This window comes from Pseudomonas sp. P9_31 (assembly GCF_034008235.1).
GTDB lineage: Bacteria > Pseudomonadota > Gammaproteobacteria > Pseudomonadales > Pseudomonadaceae > Aquipseudomonas.
The window spans coordinates 1,837,737-1,858,357 of the sequence record NZ_CP125375.1 but is presented as its reverse complement, the minus strand read 5'-3'; the positions used below and the strand labels follow the sequence as shown (position 1 = coordinate 1,858,357).

Here is a 20,621-nt window from a genome sequence, read left to right as displayed (position 1 = left end):
AAACTGTACTGCTTTTATTGGCACGGCAAGCACAAAAAACCCGGCACTGCTGAACAGGCCGGGCCATAGGAGCTGCGTAGAAGCTGGTAGGAGCTGTCGAGTGAAACGAGGCTGCGATCTTTCCTGGCCCACTTGAATCCCAAGCGAAAGATCAAAAGATCGCAGCCTCGTTTCACTCGACAGCTCATACGTCCTACAGGATTTCTGGCGTTTATCCAGTGACGCAGCCCTTAGCGGGCGGCGCCAAGCTGGCCTTTTTCGTCGGAGAACACAATTTCCACCCGACGGTTCTGTGCACGACCGCGCTCGGACGCGTTGGCGTCCACCGGGTATTCATCGCCATAACCTTCGACCTGGATGCGTTTGTCGTCGATGCCCAGGTCCATCAGCACGTCAGCCACCGATTGCGCACGGTCACGGGACAGCTTGAGGTTTTCCTGTTTACCGCCAGTGCTGTCGGTGTAGCCCTCAATCCGCACCACACGCTTGGGGTTGAGCTGCAGGAACTGGACGATCTTCAGCACCACGCGGTTCGCCGAGGTTTTCAGCTCCGCTTCACCGGTATCGAACAACACATCGCCCAAGGTCATCACCAGACCACGGTCGGTCTGGGTGGTCGCCAACGCCACGATCTGCTCTTCGATCCACTTGCCCTGTTGCTGCACGCTGAGCAACTTGGACTCACGCAGGGCCAGTTGCAGGCGCTGACGCTCGAGTTCGAGCTTCGCCGCGCGCTCCTCATTGAGCACCTGGTTGGTGTGTTCCCGGGCGATTTCGCTGTAGCGCTGGCTCAGGTAGGCGTAATGCAACACGTCCGAACCGCTGCCCCAGTAACTGGACAGGCGATCGGCGCGGGCAAGGGACTCACCGGCACGGATCACGTCTTTGGGCGCGATGCGCAGCACATTGGAGTCTTCCTTGACCTTCTGGAAGTCGACGCCAGCCTGCTGTAACGCGGCTTCGCTGTGTTGACCGGCGCAGCCATAAAGGCTTGCGCAACCAGCCAGGATCAAGCCGCCGAGTACTTGAGTCTTGAGGCTCATTGGGCATCTCCCAGTTGCTTGCGCAGGCGAGTGATGCGGGTATTGAGCACGTTCAACTGCTCCTCGCTCTTGAGGGTCAGGACCCGGGCTTCGGCCAGGCGCGCGTCCAGCTCGGCCTGTTCGGCCCGCATGCGCGCGTTCTTGAAGGACTGGTCGGCCATGTTGCCTTTGGCACGGTTGAACTTGTCCTGGGCCAGTTTCAGCTCCGGCACTTCATCGGCGGTAGCACCCACGGCCTTGGCTTGCTCGAGGGCCTGTTCGGTCAGGCGCATTTGTTCATTCGGCGCCGGATCGGCTGCACAACCCGCCAGAGCCAGAACGGCCAGGGCAGCGAAAAGAGGTCGAATACTCACTAAAAATCCCTACTGATTTGGGGTACTGACAGGTTGTTGCTGCGGTTGTGAGCTTTGCGCTTTCCAACGCTCGATATTGCGCAGCAGCGCGGCTTCCGTCAGTCCGGACGCGGGCAATTCTGTCATCTTTTTGGCCAGCTGTCCGCGCAACCAGGGATCGTTGCAGGCCGAGTTATGGGAAATGGCGAGATACAGACCCGGTTTGTCGACGGGTTGTGGGTGGGCCATCAAGTCATTGGCCATCCCCAGCGTTTGCGCCATGGCCATGCCCGAGTAGCGGCCGGCGAGGACAAATTCCACTTCGCCCAGCAGCAATTTCTGAAAGGCCTGGGTCAGGTTGGGTGTGCGCACAAGGGTCAATTGCTGCTCGGCGAACGTGCCAAATGACAGGGTCACTCGAGCCTTTTCCGACATGGCACCGGGATGGCCGTGAAGGTCCTGCGCTTCGTTGTAGACCAGTAACGAGTCGTTGCGGGTCCAGAGCAGGTAATCGTTTTCCAGCAGCGGTGGATGAATGTAATCCAGACTTTCCAACTCACTGACCGTCAACGGCGCATCGGCCAGCATGTCCATACGCCCGCTGCGCACCTCATCCAGGGCCTGGGAGCGTTTGCCGGCGTAAAGCAGCTCGACCTTGATGCCCAACTCCCCCGCCACGTGCTGCAACAGGTCGGCGCTGGCGCCAATCAGATACTTGGGGTTTTGCGGATCTTGCCACAGGTACGGCGGTGCGTCCGGGCTGCCGGTCACGATCAAGCGCTCGCATTTGCCCGCGGCAGCAGACAGCCCCGGCATCAGCGCCAGCCCCAGCAGTAATGACCAGCCACACACGCGGCGCAAATCCATGGCGACACACTCCACTCAAACCCCGTTATATCGACCGTAGGAGCTCCTACAGAAGCACAAAAAAAGCCCGACCAAAAGGCCGGGCTCTTTATAAGTCAAGCCGCCGGATTAGACCAGCTTCTCGAACTCAGGGATGGCTTCGAACAGATCCGCCACCAGGCCGTAATCGGCCACCTGGAAGATCGGCGCTTCTTCATCCTTGTTGATCGCCACGATCACCTTGGAGTCTTTCATGCCGGCCAGGTGCTGGATCGCGCCAGAGATACCGACGGCGATGTACAGCTGTGGCGCAACGATCTTGCCGGTCTGACCGACTTGCATGTCGTTGGGTACGAAACCGGCGTCGACCGCGGCACGGGAAGCACCAACGGCAGCGCCCAGCTTGTCGGCCAGGGCGTACAGGTGTTTGAAGTTGTCGCCGTTCTGCATGCCGCGACCGCCGGAAACGACGATCTTGGCAGCGGTCAGTTCAGGGCGATCGGACTTGGCCAGTTCTTCACCGACGAAGCTGGAAGTGCCTGCGTCGTGGGCAGCGGCAACGGCTTCAACCGATGCCGAACCACCTTCAGCAGCCACCGGGTCGAAACCGGTCGCACGCACGGTGATCACTTTGACCGCAGCGTTCGATTGAACGGTGGCGATGGCGTTACCGGCGTAGATCGGGCGCTTGAAGGTGTCTGCGCTTTCGACCGAGATGATCTCGGAGATCTGGTCAACGTCCAGCTGCGCGGCAACGCGCGGCAGGATGTTTTTGCCGTTGGAAGTCGCGGCAGCCAGGATGTGGCTGTAGCCAGCGCCCAACTCAGTTACCAGTGGGGCAACGTTTTCCGGCAGTTGATGAGCGTAAGCGGCGTTGTCGGCCAGCAGCACTTTCGCCACGCCAGCGATTTTCGCAGCGGCTTCAGCCACGGCGCCAGCGCCCTGACCTGCAACCAGTACGTGGATGTCGCCACCGATCTTGGCAGCAGCAGCCACAGTATTCAGCGTGGCCGGGGCCAGTACTTTGTTGTCGTGTTCAGCAATAACCAAGATAGTCATTTAGATTACCTTCGCTTCGTTTTTCAGTTTCTCGACCAGTTCAGCCACCGACTTGACCTTGATACCCGCGCTGCGTGCAGCTGGCGCTTCGACTTTCAGGGTCTTGTTGGTGGAGGCGGTGGAAACGCCCAAAGCGTCCGGAGTCAGCACTTCAAGCGGCTTCTTCTTGGCTTTCATGATGTTTGGCAGCGACGCGTAGCGTGGCTCGTTCAAACGCAGGTCGGTGGTGACGATGGCCGGCAGTTTCAGCGAAACAGTCTGCGCGCCGCCGTCGATTTCACGGGTCACGGCAACGCTGTCGCCGGACACTTCGACTTTCGAAGCGAACGTGCCCTGACCGTAGCCGCTCAATGCCGCAAGCATCTGGCCAGTCTGGTTGTTGTCGCTGTCGATGGCTTGTTTGCCGAGGATCACCAGCTGAGGCTGTTCCTTGTCGACAACCGCTTTCAACAATTTGGCAACGGCCAGGGAAGTCAGATCTTCAGCGGATTCGACGAGGATGGCGCGGTCGGCACCCAGAGCCAGCGCGGTACGCAGTTGCTCTTGAGCGGTGGACGGGCCGATGGAGACGACGACGATTTCAGTCGCAACGCCTTTCTCTTTCAGACGTACGGCTTCTTCCACTGCGATTTCGCAGAACGGGTTCATCGACATCTTGACGTTGGCGAGGTCGACGCCGGAATTGTCCGCCTTGACACGAACCTTGACGTTGTAATCCACAACGCGTTTGACAGCTACAAGAACCTTCATGGATTCCTCGTTACTCTCCGGTGAAAAGAAAGTCGCCTAGGCGAACCTGGCGGTTGATGCTCATCGGCGCAAGGGCACCTCTAAAAACGCTGGCAGGTGTATCGGGTGAACCTTGCTCACGAGGCTTTTGACCGTTCGTCAGTGGTGACCAACAAGTCATTCATTATCGCGACGTGTAAACTGCGCGCCAAACCTGCGCGGCGCATCACCTGGTACTGCCATCGCCCTGTCTTTAGAGGTGCTCTTGAAACCAACAGTCAGCCTACGGCGAGCGCAAAACCGCCCGTATCTTGACCGGAACACCTATTCGGGTCAATACGGCAAAATGGCCAGTCATAAGCCGCGTGACTTTGATTTATCTGGCTTTGAGCCAATTCAAACAAACGTTTGTATTGGACGCTAGGAGTGGTGTAGATATAATGCGCCACCTAGAGAGAAAGGTGGGTCACCCATTGTCGCTTTCGACGCCTGATCGAAGTAAATAATGGATGCAACGCCAAACCTCCAATTAGAAAAAAACTGTTGAGCCTTGAGTAGGAGATAGCCTGTGGAACGCGAATACATGGAATTCGACGTGGTCATCGTCGGTGCCGGCCCCGCTGGCCTGTCCGCCGCCTGCCGTTTGAAGCAGAAGGCCGCCGAAGCCGGTAAGGAAATCAGCGTCTGCGTGGTCGAAAAAGGCTCCGAAGTCGGCGCTCATATCCTGTCCGGTGCCGTGTTCGAGCCACGGGCCCTGAACGAACTGTTCCCGGACTGGAAAGAACTCGGCGCACCGCTGAATACGCCCGTCACACGCGATGACATCTTCGTTCTGAAAAACGCCGACAGCGCGCAGAAGATTCCTGACCTCTTTGTGCCCAAGACCATGCACAACGAAGGCAACTACATCATTTCCCTGGGCAACCTGTGCCGCTGGCTGGCTCAGCAGGCCGAGAACCTGGGCGTGGAAATCTACCCGGGCTTCGCCGCCCAGGAAGCGCTGTTCGACGAGAACGGCGTGGTTCGCGGAATCATCACCGGCGACCTGGGTGTCGATCGTGAAGGCCATCCGAAAGAAGGCCTGTACACCCCGGGCATGGAACTGCGTGCCAAGTACACGCTGTTCGCCGAAGGTTGCCGCGGCCATATCGGCAAGCAGCTGATCAAGCGTTTCAACCTCGACAGCGAAGCCGACGCCCAGCACTACGGCATCGGTTTGAAAGAAATCTGGGAAATCGACCCGGCCAAGCATCAGCCAGGCCTGGTGGTCCACACCGCCGGCTGGCCGCTGGACATCATGGGCACCGAGAACACCGGTGGTTCGTTCCTCTATCACCTGGAAAACAACCAGGTGGTCGTCGGTCTGATCGTCGATCTTTCCTACAGCAACACCTTCCTGTCACCGTTCGACGAGTTCCAGCGCCTCAAGCATCACCCGGTGCTCAAGCAATACCTGGAAGGCGGCAAGCGCATCAGCTACGGCGCTCGTGCCATTTGCAAAGGCGGCCTGAACTCGCTGCCGAAAATGGTCTTCAAGGGTGGCGCGTTGATCGGTTGCGACCTCGGCACCCTGAACTTCGCCAAGATCAAAGGCAGCCACACCGCGATGAAGTCCGGCATGCTCGCCGCTGACGCCGTGGCCGACGCGCTGTTCGCCGATCTGGACGGCACGCAAGAGCTGACCACTTACGTCGACGCCTTCAAGAAGAGCTGGCTCTATGACGAACTGTTCGCCAGCCGTAACTTCGGCCCGGCGATTCACAAGTTCGGCGCCATTGTCGGCGGTGGTTTCAACTGGATCGACCAGAACATCTTCGGCGGCAAACTGCCGTTCACCCTGCACGACACCAAGCCGGATTATGCTTGCCTGAAACTGGCGGCCGACTGCAAGAAGATCGACTACCCGAAACCGGACGGCAAGATCAGCTTCGACAAACTCAGCTCGGTGTTCATCTCCGGTACCAACCACGAAGAAGAGCAGCCGTGCCACCTGAAGCTGACCGATCCAAGTATCCCGATCGGCAAGAACCTGCCGCTGTACGATGAGCCCGCCCAGCGTTACTGCCCGGCCGGCGTATACGAAGTGGTAACCCAGGAAGACGGCGAGAAGCGCTTCCAGATCAACGCCCAGAACTGCGTTCACTGCAAGACCTGCGACATCAAGGACCCTGCACAGAACATCACCTGGGTGGCGCCGGAAGGCTCTGGCGGCCCGACTTATCCGAACATGTAAGTCGAACACTTAAACAACAAGGTTCCCGAAATGGGGGCCTTTTTGTTGCCCACAATTCAAGCATCAGCACCAGACCAATGTGGGAGCGAGCCTGCTCGCGATTGCGGTTTATCATCCAGCATTGATGTCGACTGGCACACTGCTATCGCGAGCAGGCTCGCTCCCACATGAGCCCTCACTAGATCAAGCGGCGCGTTCATCTCCCGGATTACGTTCGAAATAACGCTTGTACTCGCGGCTGAACTGCGACGTGCTCTGATACCCCACCCGATGCGCCACCTGAGCCACGCCCAGTCCTTCGCCCAGCAACAACTGCTGCGCCCTGAGCAAACGCAAACGCTTCAAATACTGCACCGGCGACAACAAGGTGCTGCGTTTGAAATGCTCATGAAACGTCGACGCGCTCATGTTCGCGCAACTGGCCAGGGTCTCGACGTTCAGCGGCTCGGTGTAATGCGCATGCAGATGACTCAGGGACGCCGCGATCCGGGCGAACTGCCCCTGTTGCTCCACCAACGCCCGCAATACATCGGCTTGCGGCCCACGCAACGCCACGAACAACAATTCACGCAAGCGCGCCGGGCCCATGACCTGACATTCCAGCGGATCGTGCAGGCAGCGCAACAACCGTTCCACGCAACCGCGCATGGCATCGTCGAGCACCGCCGAGGTCATGGACTCGGGTGTCTGCGCGGCAACAGTGCGCCCCGGCGACAATCCCATGGCCAGCACCAACTCACTGAGCAACACCCGGTCAATGGCGATGGAAACGCCCAGCATCGGGCCATCCGGAGCCGAAAACGTCTCGCACTCGAAGGGTACCGGCAGCGCCTGAATCAGGTAATGCCCGGCACCATACTCAAGCGTACGCGGGCCCAGATACGCCAACTTGCTGCCTTGGGCGATGATGACCAGGCTTGGCTCGTAGATTTGCGGGCCACGGGCCACATCACAACTGGCCCGCAAAACCTGTACCCCTGGCAATGCGGTGGGAGCGAAACCATCGCGAACAGTCAGCGGCTGGATCAGCGAAACCAGGGTGGCATTGGCATCGAGATGACGGGTCAACAACATGAGGAGCTCTTCACAAAAAAAGTCGCGAAAAAGGGATGAAAGCATCATCGCAGGTCTGAACGCCAATGCGACCAATCAACGGTGCATGCCGGAGGATTAGGCATGACACCCGGAGGAATCGCCATGGCCGGTAACCCTTGCGGCGCCCAGAATGGCTCGCCTCACCTGTCACTGCTTTTGCGAGGTTCACCATGTACACCGCCATCGGATACGCCGCTCAGTCAGCCACCACTCCCCTCGCCCCGATGAAATTCGAACGCCGCAGCCCACGGGCCGACGACGTTGCGATCGATATTCTCTACTGCGGCGTCTGCCATTCCGACATCCATCAGGCACGCAACGAGTGGGGCATTGCGGTTTACCCGCTGATGCCCGGCCATGAGATCGTCGGCAAAGTCACCGCCGTCGGTGCGAATGTTACCCAACACAAAGTCGGCGATCTGGTCGGGGTCGGCTGCATGGTCGACTCGTGCCGCCACTGCGAAGCCTGCCAGGCGGATCTGGAGCAATACTGCCTGGAAGGTCCGACCATGACGTATGCCACCCCGGACCGGGTCGATGGCAGCAACACCATGGGCGGTTACTCCGACAGCATCGTGGTCAGCGAGCACTTTGTCGTGCGCATCCCGGAGAAACTCGACCCGGCCAGCGCCGCACCGATTCTATGTGCCGGCATCACCACCTACTCGCCGCTCAAGCACTACGGCGTCAAGGCCGGCGACAAGGTCGGGATTCTCGGCATGGGTGGCCTCGGTCACATGGGCATCAAGTTCGCCAAGGCAATGGGCGCTGAAGTGACGTTGTTCACCCGCTCGGCGAGCAAGGCTGAAGAAGGTCGTCGTCAAGGCGCGGACCACGTGATCGTGTCCACAGATGCTGAACAGATGAAAGCCGCCGCAGGACATTTCGACTTCCTGCTGGACACCATTCCGGTGCAGCACGACCTCAATCCCTACCTCGATACGCTGCGTTTCGACGGCGTACACATTCTGGTGGGCCTGATTGAACCGATCGATCCACCGGTCCACGCTGCCAAACTGGTATTGGGTCGTCGCGTGTTGGCAGGCTCCCTGATTGGCGGTATCGCCGAAACCCAGGAAGTGCTGGATTTCTGCGCCGAGCACGGTATCACCTGCGACATCGAAATGCTCGACATCCGCCAGATCAACGAGGCTTACACCCGCATGATTGCCGGTGACGTGAAGTACCGCTTCGTGATCGATATGGCGACGCTGAAGGTCTAAATCTTCGCGGCTTACACCTTCAAACCAAGCTCCGCCGACAGCCGGGCCGTGACCCCTTTGATCAGGGGAATCAGCTCGGCCATTTTTTCCAGCGGCATGTACGGCACGGTGCTGGCGATGCTGATACCGGCGACGATGCGCTTGCTGGCATCGCGGATCGGCGCCGCCACGCAGCGGATCGACGGTTCGTTGTCTTCCAGGTCGAAGGCGTATCCACCGGCCACGTACTCGATCATGCGCTGCTGAAACTGCTCCCAGGATTGCTCCGGGTGCTGCGGCCAGAACTGATTTTTCCCACCCACCGGCAAGCTGACTTCGTACAGCCGTTGCCACTCTTCCTGCGAGTCATCGAGCATCAGCGCCTTACCGATGCCGGTACGCGCCAATGGCATGCGATGGCCGACCCGCGAACGCATTTCCGGACCGTTGCGCCCTGGATTCTTGAGCAGGTACAGCACCTCGTCACCTTCGCGAATCGCCAGGTGAATGGTGTCGCCGGTCAACGCCGACAACTCATCCAGATACGGCCCGGCCAACGTCACCAGTGGCAGCTCTTCACGCGCCTGGAAACCCAACTCGATCAGTTTCGGCCCCAGCAGATAACCAACTTGCGGCACCACCCGCAGATAACGCTCGTCCACCAGGCAACTGGCCAGACGATGGGTGGTGCTGCGCGTCGTGCCGATCAGCCGGGCGATTTCCTTGAGATCGCGGGCGCCACTGGCCACGGCCTGAACCACACCCAGGCCACGAAGCAGTGTCTGGGTGCCGGTCGGCGCGGCATCCTTGGCGATTTTTGGGGCGTCTTCCTGCATATCCAGCCTTTACCGTTGAGCGAGTGAACGGGCGGCATTATGGTCGCCCGACGGCTGCGACTACAACTTGATACGCTCGACCTTGCCCACCAGCAACACGTAGGAAAGCGCACCCAACAACGCCAGAACCGAGATATAGGTAATCGCCGGGGCAAACGAATCACCGGAGGCGAGGAAACCGATGACGATGGGCGTGGTAATCGCCGCCAGGTTACCGATGAAATTGAACACGCCACCGGTCAGTCCAAGCAACCGTGCCGGAGCCAGGGTCGACACCAGCGACCAGGTGATCGAGGCCAGACCGTTGCCAAAAAAGGCCAGCGCGAGGAAGGCAATCACCAGCGGCGTCGACTCGACGAAGTTGGCACCGATGATCGAGGTGGAAATCAGCAGGCCGCCAATGATCGGCAATTTGCGGGCGAAACCCACCGTATAGCCGCGACGGATCAAAAAGTCCGAGAAGAACCCCGAACACAGCACGCCAACGAAAGCCGCCAGAAACGGTAGCGACGCCAGTAAGCCAGACTTGATGAAGTCCATGCCGCGATATTTCACCAGGTAAGTCGGGAACCACGTCAGAAAAAACCACAAGGTCGAATTGAGGCAAAACTGGCCGAGGTAAATGCCCCACAACTTGCGTTTACTCAGGACAATCCCGAGATCGACCCAGCTGAATTTCGCCTTGGCCTTCGCGGTTTCAACCTGGATATCCACCAGCCCGCCGCCCTCGCGGATCAATTCGATTTCAGCGTCATTGGCGCCCTTGAAATCCCGTGGTTCGCGATACACCGCGTACCAGATCACCGCCCAGATAATGCCCACCACGCCGGTGCTGACAAACACCATGTGCCAACCATATTGGTGCTGCAGCCAGGCGAGTACCGGCGTCAGGAACGCCAGGCCGACGAACTGCCCGGAGGTGTAGAAGCCAATGGCGGTGGCGCGTTCGCGCTCGGGGAACCAGGTCGTCACCACGCGGCTGTTGATCGGATAGGCCGGCGCCTCCAGGGCACCGACCGCCATGCGCAGCACGAACAGCGCGATGAAACTGGCGGCGAAGCCGAGCATCACCGTGGCCAGCGACCACAGCAGCAAGGCGACGCTATAGAGAATGCGCGGCGGCACCCGGTCCACCAACCAGCCGCCGGGGATCTGCATGGCGGCGTAGGTCCAGCCGAACGCGGAGAAGATCAGCCCCACATGAATCGGATCGATGCCCAGATCGCTGGTCAGCGCCGGGGCGGCAATGGACAGGTTGCTGCGGTCCAGGTAATTGATCACCACGGTGATGAACAACAGGACCATGATGAAAAAACGCTTGCGACTGGGCGTCACCAACGATGCTTGCCCGGTGAGGGTTTGCGGTTGCATGGGGGGTGCCTCTTCTTATGTTTATTGAGGTCGTGGAACAAACATGAACGCGGATCTCCTCTGCCTGGAGATCAAACCTGTGGGAGCGAGCCTGCTCGCGATGGCGTCTTGTCAGTCACATCAATGTCGGATGTACCGCCATCATCGCGAGCAGGCTCGCTCCCACAGGGGGCGGTGTTGTGTCAGCCACTCACCACTCGGCAAAGCTGCCATCGGCATGGCGCCAGATCGGGTTGCGCCAGCGGTGGCCGACCGCCGCGCGTTCGATCACGTATTCCTCGTTGATCTCGATGCCCAGGCCCGGGCCATTGGGGATCTTCACGAAGCCTTTGTCGTAGTCGAACACCCGCGGATCTTTCACATAATCGAGCAGGTCGTTGCTCTCGTTGTAATGAATGCCCAGGCTCTGTTCCTGGATGAACGCGTTGTAGCAAACCGCGTCCAGTTGCAGGCACGCCGCCAGGGCAATCGGGCCCAACGGGCAATGCAGCGCCAGTGCCACGTCGTAGGCTTCGGCCATGTTGGCGATCTTGCGGGTCTCGGTGATGCCGCCAGCGTGGGAGGCATCGGGCTGGATGATGTCGACGTAGCCTTCGCTGAGCACACGCTTGAAGTCCCAACGCGAAAACAACCGCTCACCGAGGGCAATCGGTGTGCTGGTCAGCGGCGCCAGTTCTTTCAGCGCTTCGTAGTTTTCACTGAGCACCGGCTCTTCGATGAACATCAGTTTGTACGGGTCGAGTTCCTTCATCAGCACCTTGGCCATGGGCTTGTGCACCCGACCATGGAAGTCCACGCCGATGCCGACATTCGGGCCGACGGCATCGCGTACGGCGGCGACGTTGGCCAGGGCCAGGTCGACCTTCTCGAAGGAATCGAGGAATTGCAGTTCTTCGGTGCCATTCATTTTCACCGCTGTGAAACCACGGCTGACCGCTTCTTTCGCAGCGCGAGCGGTGTCCGCCGGGCGATCACCACCGATCCACGAGTAGACGCGGATCTTGTCCCGCACCTGGCCGCCCAGCAAGTCGCTGACCGACACACCCAAGGCCTTGCCTTTGATGTCCCACAACGCCTGGTCGATACCGGCCAGGGCACTCATGTGGATCGCCCCGCCCCGGTAGAAACCGCCACGGTAGAGCACGGTCCAGATGTCTTCGATGTTGCGTGGGTCTTTGCCGATCAGGTAGTCGGACAATTCCTCGACCGCAGCGGCGACGGTGTGCGCGCGGCCTTCGACCACGGGCTCACCCCAACCGGTCACGCCCTCGTCGGTTTCGATTTTGAGGAAGCACCAGCGCGGCGGAACGATGAAGGTAGTGAGTTTGGTGATTTTCATCTTTTTATCTCTCTTATAGATGTAGCGCGCTCGGCGCCAAAAAGTCTTAACGCAGAGCGTTCCATGCAGCGACATACGCCTTGGCGCGCACCGCTACTTCGTCAGCCGTCATACCCGGTTTGAACAACCCGGAACCGAGGCCGAAACCTTTGACGCCGGCCTCGACAAACACCTGCATGTTGTCCGGCGTAATCCCGCCCACCGGCACCAGCACCGTCCCCGCCGGCAATACCGCCAACCAGGCTTTCACAACGGCTGGGCCCATCTGTTCGGCCGGGAACATCTTCAGCACATCCGCCCCTTCGGCGAGCGCCGCAAAGGCTTCGGTCGGCGTCGCCACGCCCGGCGACAGGAACAGCCCGGCGGCCTTCGCCGCGCGCAACACCTTGGCATCGCTGTGAGGCATGACGATCACTTGGCCGCCCGCCACTTTCACTTGCTCGACCTGTTCCGGCGTCAACACCGTGCCCGCACCGATCAGGCAATCGGCGGGTAACGTACGGCGCAGGATGCGGATGCTCTCGTACGGTTCGGGGGAATTAAGCGGCACTTCGATGACGCGAAATCCGGCCGAGTACAGGACTTCGCCGACGGCTGCCGCCTCTTGCGGGCGCAGGCCACGCAGGATCGCGATCAGACCGTTTTGTGCCAGTGCTTGCTTGAACATGTCAGACCTCCAGTCAGGTTTAACGGGATGGGTTTGCAGTGATCAGTCCGGCGGCGACCGCCAACTGCCACAACCCGCGCTCGGTGGCCTGTTCGGCCAGGGCCACCCGGGCAAAACCACAGGCGTCGAGTGCCCGGCTGTAGCGGCTGCAGAGTTGGGCGTTGCCGATGAGGATGATCGAAGGCAGGTGCACGCTGTTGTGCCGGTGCCGCTGAACATTGGCCAGGGCCGACAGTTCATGACCGATCAACAGGCCGGACAGATAGTCCGGTTGCGCGGCGCTACTCAGTTCGCCGGTCAGCCCCAGACTGCGGGCACTGAATAGCGTCGACAGCGGCCCGATCTCGCCGTCCGCCGACAGCGCCACTTGCACGCCACGGTCAAACGCTTCGCCATCAAAAGATGCGCCGCGCTGCTGAGTGCGCCCGAGAATGCTGTGTTCGCTGAGCACGGCGAAGACTTCGCCGGTCATGAAGGTATCGAAACGCACGATGCAGCCATCGGCCACTTCCACCCATTTCGAATGACTGCCCGGCAGGCCAATCAATAGATCGTTACCCGCCCCGCTCGGCAGACTCTGCAACACGCCGAGGACTTGGGTTTCCTCGCCACGCATCACATTCGGCAAGCGCGAACGCTGAATCACGCCCGGCACGATGTGCACATCGACACCGCGAAGGCTGCGAACGGTTTGTAGGGAAGTTCCGAGATTGGCGACGTTCGCCGGCGTGTCGCAGTAGGCCGCTTCGCGCCAGCCCTGAGCACTGCCGACCATGCCGCAAGCAATCACCGGCAAATCAGGCTGTGCGTCGAGCCAGTCACCGCACGCCTCATCGAAGGCCAGTTCAAAACCGTCGGCGCATGCCTGGCCGGCGATGGTTCGCGGCGTCTTGGGCAGCTGCATGATCCCGGACGAGAGCGCACGCAGTTCCAGCACCTGGCCACCGAAACCGAGTTTGTAAGCACGTAATGAGGTTGTCCCCCAATCGAGCGCGATCAATTGCGCCAGCATCGCTTCACCTGTTTTGTTTTTTGGCAGTGAGTGAGCTGGACTATAGACCTTCCATATGGAAAATCTCAATATGTAATTTTACGTCCCACATATTGGGATTTTAGTGTTTTATATCGGAATCCCTCCAACACCGTCTTCGGCCACGAAAAGTTTGAAGGTTTCGTGATGGTCCGAACCGAACATGTGCGTTTCGCCCCGAGTATCACTTAGCCCCTCTTCTTCACGCCCATCGGCACGCTTTATGGTGTAACTGACGTTCGCTTTAGGCTGCATGGTTTTCATGTCCACAATGCGAAATTTTCCTTTCAGTGGTGCGAATGAACTCAACAGCCCACTGTAGGGCAAACCGCTGCACACGCCCCCATGAACGATGATCTCACCCGCGTAGTAACGCGTCTCGTTGATGCAGATCTGTTCAAATTGCAACCATGACAGTTGTCGATCTTCTGGTGGCAAAATCACATACTCAGGAGCCGTAATTTCTTTCTCAACTTCGACAATAATCCGTGACGTTGGAATGTACATAACCTTGGAGTAATACGCCTTGTACAAAAACGCGGTAACTGTTGCCTTGCACGGAATATATTCCTGTTTTTTTAACAACGACAGCAACACTTCTTTGCGGATAGGACGAGAACTAGCCCCCTCATCTTCATCCTCTTCAAACATAAATCTGCTGTTGAATTCATAACGACGATCCCCTTCAACAATGCGCACTTCATCGACAACGGCACGCCCTGACAGTTGAATATGATGCAGGATAGAAAAATCAACGTCCCCATCCAGAGAGCAGGTTAGCCAAGTCCCTACCTGCGCGCTTATGCCATGTGCCTTATACAAATTAACCAGATCTCTGTCGGACCTAAAGCGCAGGTTATAGAGCCCTGAATCATACTCAATTGATGCAAATTCGATTCGTGGTGCAGGCACGTCCAAATGCATGCACGACGAACACATAAAAAACGCAAAAACCAACAGAAACTTTTTCATTTTTCGCCCAAAAAATAAAAAAAAGACAAAGCAACACTAGCCAACGGCAAATCCAACTACAAAACAATAAATGCTTTGACATCAAATTCATTTACCATCCACGGCTTGTTTTATTCTTACAACCGGGACGTACATCACATTCGAAAAATAGGTATTCGTCATCGTTGCGCTAACCAGAAACCGACAAGTCACATACTCTTTATTCGACAGGAGACCTTTCAATTCCGGTGCCCCCAAAGCCCTCTCGCTAGCGCCAGCGGAAATAGACTCATTAAAAATAATCTGTGAGACAAACTTAAATCCCGGTTGAGTTTTATCCCGAGCAACGGCACCCTGAGCGAAATACTTCATCCGATGATCCAGATTGAAATCGACATCATCTGCCAAGGCACACATTAATTTTTCACCAACACGCGACTTGTATGAACCGAGAATATCGATATCTGCTGAAAAATATAGATTATAGACAGGTGTATCGCGCACCCTTGCCATTCTTGAGAAATCAAGATTAGCAAGGGCTTTATCTTGATTGAAGGAACACCCACCCAAAACAAAAACAGTGACAAGCAAAAAAAATTTCGGGATGTTCACATCAACCTCTGTAATGTTTATTAATAGATTGAATCACGTACGCAAGAGCAGACTTCTCATCCGCCAAAACCGTCGTAAACACAACATCCGCCTCTTCATGATTTACATCCATTTTACTATTTACATTAGGCCCTTCTTCCAACCCTGCTTTAGCTTTGGTTTTTCTGGATAAATGTTTGAAATAGCTCCCACCATCGCTCCATTACCAGCGGGGTCCAGTGTCACCAACCGTGAGGCAGCCTCTAGATGGTTTGCTAAGCGGTGATTGGAAAGCGACGGAGTAGACATGAAAAGTCCCGAGGCTCTTGGTTTCCTGACAAGAGGCCTCGCCAAGCGCTGGATTTTATTTTTTATCGATAGCTCGCACCAAATCGCCTGTTGGAACACGCATAACATTTGAAAAATAAGTCTTATAGGTTGTGGTATGAACCCGAAACACACAGGAAATGTAGCTTCGATTAGTTAACCAACGACTCAACACCTCGCCCTCCGGAAAAATCTCTGCGCCTTTTTCTCCAGTTGACTCCCTGAAAATAACATCGGCCTTGTATTTGTACACCGAGTCATCTTCAATGCGTTCCACCAGACCATAGCCAGAACGTTTTATCTGATGAGCCACGGCAAAATCGAGATCATCATCAACTGCGCAGATCAATCCTTGACCGATGCTGGACTTGAATAGATCAAGAATCGCAACATCCGAAGTAAAGCTCACCTGATATATCCCAGTATCTCTTAACTCCTCAACATCGGAATATATCAGCGTCGCTATCGGCTTCCCGTGATTCAGAGAACACGAAGCGCACAAGGCAATAGCGACCAATAAAACGCATCGAAATATCAAATGTTATTCCTTAAAATAGTTCAAAATTGACTCATTCAGTATTTGCCGAGCTGTTTTTCCATTATTCAATGGCCGAATGTACATGATATGTGCATCGGCGTGATTTACGTCAACCCGCCCCATCACATCCGGCCCTTCGACAACTTCCCACTGCCCGCCAAAATCTGCGACCCTGTCAGACAAATTGCGCTTTTCAGGTGCAGCAGCAGCTCGAATATTAACCCAGTACTCAGCTTTCGGCTTAGGTTGCAATCTATATATATTCGAAATACTCCAAACAACCTTACCTTCACCAACCGGGTCAATGGTTATCAACATTCTTACCTTGTAGCCTTTATCGGTCAGAACACTGGACAGGTGCGCGCCATTCCACCCCCCAAGACTATGACCGATGATATATACCGCTGTAGAGCAATCAGGTATTTTTTTCAGCACATGCTCTGATAAATCTTTGTCAGTAATAAAATCATTATAACCAAGAGGCCAAGACTCAAATTTTCCTTTCGGAAATTTTAGCTGCTTTGCATCTCTTATAAATATCTCACGCACATCATCCACATTATTATTCGGCCCACTCAGATAGTAGCTTTCCTGATCCCCAGCACCACCTATAAAAAACACAACAAAATTTCGTAGAGAAACAGAAACCTGCTTGACGGACTGATCCGTCTTACATGTCAGCGTATGCGTTTTCACCTCTCTTTTCGCCAAGGGTGCTTCTACTGTCGCGCCTTCATCAGCCATACCTGATTACTCCACAAACAATTTAATGGTTTCAGCCAAATGAGAACTGACGGTATGGGTAAACCCCGACGCATCGGTGATGCCATGCTCTTCGCTGCCGTCACCACGCTGAATGGTGTAGGGGTGATAGGGAACAGGCTCTCCGGTCGCCTCGTTAACCACCTGCAACCTGTCCGTAAAATGCACCGGCATCGGCAACAACCCACTAAACGCCGCCCCTCCGCCACTCTGGCCAATAATTACCGTGCCAGAGCCACCAATCACCACGTTGCCATGGCCGCCCGTACTGTCGAGCATTGCGGCGTTGAGGCCGTTAATGAACACAGTGCCGGACACCGCGCCGGTGATCGGGCTGCCACAGGCGGATTTGTCCGTCATGCGCGCAGCGCCGAGGCCATCAAAGAATACGTCCGGGGAACCGGATGCAATCGGGTTGGTGCCATGGCCTGGCAACGGGCACGCCGTCGGGTCGGTGATGCGCGCAGCAGGTTTTCCACTCAAGTCAAAGCTCCTTGCTTCTGAGGTTCAGGGTGAGGCTGATAGATATCGACGTCGGTCGCGACTAAGCACCAGCGGTTATCGACCGGGTCGAACAGCGCATGACAATCCTCATGGCTGTCGGGGGATGAAGCGGTGTGAAGGGTTTGCCAGGCTTCGGCGACTTGCCATTTCAGATCTGCATCCGAGGCGCTGTCGAGGTCGTTGAGCACGGCGTTGTAGTCGCGCAGACCGATCCGGTCATAGGACGTTTGCAGCAGGCTGGCCATCTGCGGGCCGAAATCGATGTAATGCTTTGCGGTCCATTGGCCGATGTCGGAATAGACGTACCAACCCATGGGCGACAGCATTCCGTCGTTCAATAGCGATTGATCCGCCGGGACAACGAAGCCACAGCAGACATGCAGCTTCAGCCAGCCCTGATGCTCCTGGATAAAAGGATTCGGATCGAACGTGCGAAGCGGTACGACGCGATACTCCTCAAGACCGCGACCGCGCGTCATCAACTCGGCGTCCAGACGCGAAACGAACGCCCGGATCGCCTTACCGCCCGCGCGGTCGAGGGTGCAAAGGATATCCACCGATTGGCGATGGAGATCGTCCGTGGAGCCGAGGTTTTTCACCAGGCCATACAAACGCATAGTCGCCCGAAGTCCGCTCATCGCCGGCCACTCATTGACGCAGCGAAGGCTCCACGGGCGTGGAGAAAGAGTGCCAAAGGCATTGCAGGTGTCGTCCGTGAGCGCGCAAAGGGCGCACAGAATGCCGGACTAGAGCGGTGCGAACAACAGATTCGTATCAGATTGCCAGCAGCGATCAACGTCCCTCGGCAAACTCGCGCAGTACCACCCCATCCATCCGATACCGCACCCACTCTTCCTGTGCCTGTGCGCCGAGGGATTTGTAGAATTCGATCGCCGGTTTGTTCCAGTCCAGCACGCTCCATTCGAAACGGCCGCAGTCATTGGCGCAGGCGATTTTTGCCAGGTGGCGCAGTAAAGTTTTACCGGCCCCGCCGCCTCGTTGCTCCGGGGTGATATAGAGGTCTTCGAGGTACAGGCAATTGCTGCCCAGCCAGGTGGAATAGCTGAAGAAGAACACTGCAAAGCCGATCGGCAAGCCATCGCGCAGGCAGATCAGGCCATGGGCGGTGGCGCCTTCGCTGAACAGGCTGCGCTCGATGTCGGCGACGCTGGCGATGACTTCGTGACGGGCACGTTCGAAGTCGGCCAGTTCAGTGATGAACGCGAGGATTTGCGGGGCATCGCTGGGGGTCGCCGGGCGGATGTCGATCGTCATGGACGTGCCTTGTCAAAAGTTGAAAACGCCATACTAAGTCCGCACGCGGCGCTCGTCACATTTGAAAGCAGTGTGGCGAGGGAGCTTGCTCCCGTTCGGCTGCAAAGCAGTCGTAAAAACTGGCGACGCTGTTGTAACTGAAATACCGTGGCGTCTGGAGTCGGGGCTGCTGCGCAGCCCAGCGGGAGCAAGCCCCCTCGCCACAAAAGCGTTTCTACACTAAGGGACTTTTATGACCACCACTGCTTTCGCGCCTTTGCACCATCTTGCTTCTGAACTGCTGCCTCATGCGCTGGAACCAGGCGAGGACGGCGCTCATGATCTGTCGCACTTGCAGCGGGTGTGGCACAACGTGCGCACGCTTCACGCCGAAGCAGGTGGTGATCTTGAGGTGCTGCTGGCAGCCGTGCTGTTGCACGATTGCGTGGCGGTGGAGAAGAACTCGCCGCGGCGCTCCCAGGCGTCACGGCTGGCAGCGCAGAAAGCGTCGACAGTGCTGATGGCAATGGATTGGCCTGGCGCAAAAATCACAGCGGTCGTCCATGCCATCGAAGCCCATAGCTTTAGCGCCAACATCACGCCCATCACCCTCGAAGCGAAAATCATCCAGGACGCCGACCGCCTCGACTCCCTTGGCATGCTCGGTGTGGCGCGTACCTTCTACATCGCCGGGCGCATGGGCAGTGCGTTGTACGACCCTTTGGACCCAGAGGCAAAAGAACGGGACTACGACGACAAACGCTTTTGCCTGGATCATTTCCAGACCAAGCTGCTGCACCTGGCGGACGGGTTCCAGACAACCGCCGGCCAGCGTCTGGCGCAGATTCGCCATCAGCGTCTGAAGGGGTTCATGGAGCAGTTCAAAGAAGAAATAGGCGTCGACTGATCAGCCAGAACGGCACCGCTCGTCGTTCCTCAGGCACCAATCCAGGTCGGGGATGGACCAATATCGGGTAAGGGCTCGCCGATGCGAGCCTGGTGCAATACCCGTCCATCCCAACCAAGAGGTAACCATGAACGTCGATAAAAACCTGGAGAAAGAAGTCCTGACTCGCCTGCTGCATGCCCACCCAAGTGGCTTGGGCAAGGAGGTTCTGGACAATTACCGGGGGGAGAAAGTCGTGGCCAGCACCCTCGCCACGCTGCAGGAGCGCGGGCTGATCCAGCACGGTCATGTGATCTGCAACGAAACCGGCGAGCACTCGCTGAACCTGCCGATCAAACTCAGCGCCGCAGGGGTTGAGGCGGCGCGCAAGCTGGACGTCTGACCGTGTAGGAGCTGCCGCAGGCTGCGATCTTTGCCTTTGGATTCGAAGATCGAAAGATCGTCCGAACGCGACCCAAGCCTTCGCCAGCGCCTACGGATACACACCTGAAGCAAGGAGAAATCCCATGCCTCGTGGAAGCAAAGACAAATACACCGCCGAGCAAAAACGCAAAGCCGAACACATCGAAGAGAGCTACGAGCACAAAGGCGTGTCCAAAGATGAAGCCGAAGCTCGCGCCTGGGCCACGGTGAACAAGCAGTCGGGTGGCGGTGAACGCGCCGGCGGTTCCGGGCGCAAGAAGCCGGCCAGCGCCAAGTCTGCAGATCGCAAGGAATCAGCCCGTCGTGCGGTGGCCACCCGTGAAGGCAAGCCGCGCAACAGCAAGGCTTCGCGCGAGACGCAGACGGTGGACAGCCTGATGAAAGAAGCCCGGGCGAAGAAGATTCCGGGGCGCTCGAGCATGCGCAAGCAGGCGTTGATCGAGGCGTTGCGCAAGGCCGGATAAGCGTCCGGATTTGAGGGTGAGTTTGAGGGCCCTTTCGCGAGCAGGCTCGCTCCCACAGTTGATCGCTGTTGGCCGAGATATTGTCGGCTGGCATAGATATCCAACGTGGGAGCGAGCC

At 57.5% G+C, this 20,621-nt stretch carries 23 protein-coding genes; 5 read left to right on the top strand and 18 right to left on the bottom strand.

Annotated features, from left to right (window positions below):
• Positions 1-230: 230 nt before the first annotated feature.
• The 5 genes from QMK51_RS08440 to QMK51_RS08420 form a co-directional block, all read right to left on the bottom strand.
• Complete coding sequence (locus QMK51_RS08440) at positions 231-1,043, bottom strand: OmpA family protein (protein WP_258699661.1); 813 nt, start codon at positions 1,041-1,043, stop codon at positions 231-233.
• Positions 1,040-1,396 (bottom strand): DUF4398 domain-containing protein, encoded by a 357-nt coding sequence (locus QMK51_RS08435; protein WP_320393726.1) that lies wholly within the window; start codon positions 1,394-1,396, stop codon positions 1,040-1,042. The genes QMK51_RS08440 and QMK51_RS08435 overlap by 4 nt, the downstream gene beginning before the upstream one ends.
• Positions 1,397-1,405: 9 nt before the next feature.
• Positions 1,406-2,242 (bottom strand): substrate-binding periplasmic protein, encoded by an 837-nt coding sequence (locus QMK51_RS08430; RefSeq protein WP_320393725.1) that lies wholly within the window; start codon positions 2,240-2,242, stop codon positions 1,406-1,408.
• 108 nt (positions 2,243-2,350) lie between these two features.
• Entirely contained in the window at positions 2,351-3,280 is a 930-nt protein-coding gene (locus QMK51_RS08425; RefSeq protein ID WP_258699658.1) for an electron transfer flavoprotein subunit alpha/FixB family protein, read from the bottom strand.
• Entirely contained in the window at positions 3,281-4,030 is a 750-nt protein-coding gene (locus QMK51_RS08420) for an electron transfer flavoprotein subunit beta/FixA family protein (RefSeq protein WP_003226982.1), read from the bottom strand.
• Positions 4,031-4,577: 547 nt separating this feature from the next.
• Between QMK51_RS08420 and QMK51_RS08415 the strand changes: the two genes are divergently transcribed.
• Positions 4,578-6,242, top strand: coding sequence for an electron transfer flavoprotein-ubiquinone oxidoreductase (locus tag QMK51_RS08415; RefSeq protein WP_320393724.1), 1,665 nt, complete (start codon positions 4,578-4,580; stop codon positions 6,240-6,242).
• A gap of 183 nt (positions 6,243-6,425) precedes the next feature.
• On the opposite strand, the gene QMK51_RS08410 is transcribed toward QMK51_RS08415, so the two are convergent.
• Entirely contained in the window at positions 6,426-7,316 is an 891-nt protein-coding gene (locus tag QMK51_RS08410; protein ID WP_320393723.1) for an AraC family transcriptional regulator, read from the bottom strand.
• Between the two features lie 191 nt (positions 7,317-7,507).
• On the opposite strand from QMK51_RS08410, the gene QMK51_RS08405 reads away from it, so the two are divergent.
• Positions 7,508-8,560 (top strand): NAD(P)-dependent alcohol dehydrogenase, encoded by a 1,053-nt coding sequence (locus QMK51_RS08405; RefSeq protein ID WP_052964829.1) that lies wholly within the window; start codon positions 7,508-7,510, stop codon positions 8,558-8,560.
• An 11-nt stretch (positions 8,561-8,571) separates the two neighbouring features.
• On the opposite strand, the gene QMK51_RS08400 is transcribed toward QMK51_RS08405, so the two are convergent.
• The 12 genes from QMK51_RS08400 to QMK51_RS08345 form a co-directional block, all read right to left on the bottom strand.
• Positions 8,572-9,375 (bottom strand): IclR family transcriptional regulator, encoded by an 804-nt coding sequence (locus tag QMK51_RS08400; protein ID WP_223487284.1) that lies wholly within the window; start codon positions 9,373-9,375, stop codon positions 8,572-8,574.
• A 60-nt stretch (positions 9,376-9,435) separates the two neighbouring features.
• Entirely contained in the window at positions 9,436-10,746 is a 1,311-nt protein-coding gene (locus QMK51_RS08395) for an MFS transporter (protein ID WP_258699654.1), read from the bottom strand.
• 190 nt (positions 10,747-10,936) lie between these two features.
• Positions 10,937-12,085 carry a galactonate dehydratase gene (gene dgoD, locus QMK51_RS08390; RefSeq protein ID WP_030131992.1) on the bottom strand — a complete coding sequence of 383 codons (1,149 nt, stop codon included), beginning with the start codon at positions 12,083-12,085 and terminating at the stop codon, positions 10,937-10,939.
• 46 nt (positions 12,086-12,131) lie between these two features.
• Entirely contained in the window at positions 12,132-12,752 is a 621-nt protein-coding gene (locus QMK51_RS08385; RefSeq protein ID WP_320393722.1) for a 2-dehydro-3-deoxy-6-phosphogalactonate aldolase, read from the bottom strand.
• Positions 12,753-12,771: 19 nt separating this feature from the next.
• On the bottom strand, positions 12,772-13,764 hold the full coding sequence (locus QMK51_RS08380) for a 2-dehydro-3-deoxygalactonokinase (protein ID WP_320393721.1): 993 nt from the start codon (positions 13,762-13,764) through the stop codon (positions 12,772-12,774).
• Positions 13,765-13,872: 108 nt separating this feature from the next.
• Positions 13,873-14,754 (bottom strand): hypothetical protein, encoded by an 882-nt coding sequence (locus tag QMK51_RS08375; RefSeq protein WP_320393720.1) that lies wholly within the window; start codon positions 14,752-14,754, stop codon positions 13,873-13,875.
• An 87-nt stretch (positions 14,755-14,841) separates the two neighbouring features.
• Positions 14,842-15,345, bottom strand: a complete 504-nt coding sequence (locus QMK51_RS08370) for a hypothetical protein (protein ID WP_320393719.1) — start codon at positions 15,343-15,345, stop codon at positions 14,842-14,844.
• A 343-nt stretch (positions 15,346-15,688) separates the two neighbouring features.
• Positions 15,689-16,060: a hypothetical protein gene (locus QMK51_RS08365; protein WP_320393718.1), complete on the bottom strand. Its 372-nt coding sequence runs from the start codon at positions 16,058-16,060 to the stop codon at positions 15,689-15,691.
• 132 nt (positions 16,061-16,192) lie between these two features.
• On the bottom strand, positions 16,193-16,933 hold the full coding sequence (locus QMK51_RS08360) for an alpha/beta hydrolase (protein ID WP_320393717.1): 741 nt from the start codon (positions 16,931-16,933) through the stop codon (positions 16,193-16,195).
• 6 nt (positions 16,934-16,939) lie between these two features.
• Positions 16,940-17,434 (bottom strand): PAAR domain-containing protein, encoded by a 495-nt coding sequence (locus tag QMK51_RS08355; RefSeq protein WP_320393716.1) that lies wholly within the window; start codon positions 17,432-17,434, stop codon positions 16,940-16,942.
• Positions 17,431-18,093, bottom strand: a complete 663-nt coding sequence (locus tag QMK51_RS08350; RefSeq protein WP_320393715.1) for a hypothetical protein — start codon at positions 18,091-18,093, stop codon at positions 17,431-17,433. The genes QMK51_RS08355 and QMK51_RS08350 overlap by 4 nt, the downstream gene beginning before the upstream one ends.
• A 154-nt stretch (positions 18,094-18,247) precedes the next feature.
• Positions 18,248-18,730: a GNAT family N-acetyltransferase gene (locus tag QMK51_RS08345; RefSeq protein WP_320393714.1), complete on the bottom strand. Its 483-nt coding sequence runs from the start codon at positions 18,728-18,730 to the stop codon at positions 18,248-18,250.
• A gap of 232 nt (positions 18,731-18,962) precedes the next feature.
• Between QMK51_RS08345 and QMK51_RS08340 the strand changes: the two genes are divergently transcribed.
• The 3 genes from QMK51_RS08340 (at position 18,963) to QMK51_RS08330 (ending at position 20,503) form a co-directional block, all read left to right on the top strand.
• Positions 18,963-19,616, top strand: a complete 654-nt coding sequence (locus QMK51_RS08340) for an HD domain-containing protein (RefSeq protein ID WP_258699643.1) — start codon at positions 18,963-18,965, stop codon at positions 19,614-19,616.
• Between the two features lie 127 nt (positions 19,617-19,743).
• Positions 19,744-19,998 (top strand): hypothetical protein, encoded by a 255-nt coding sequence (locus QMK51_RS08335; protein WP_258699642.1) that lies wholly within the window; start codon positions 19,744-19,746, stop codon positions 19,996-19,998.
• Positions 19,999-20,122: 124 nt separating this feature from the next.
• Positions 20,123-20,503 (top strand): Rho termination factor N-terminal domain-containing protein, encoded by a 381-nt coding sequence (locus tag QMK51_RS08330; RefSeq protein ID WP_258699641.1) that lies wholly within the window; start codon positions 20,123-20,125, stop codon positions 20,501-20,503.
• Positions 20,504-20,621 lie beyond the last annotated feature (118 nt).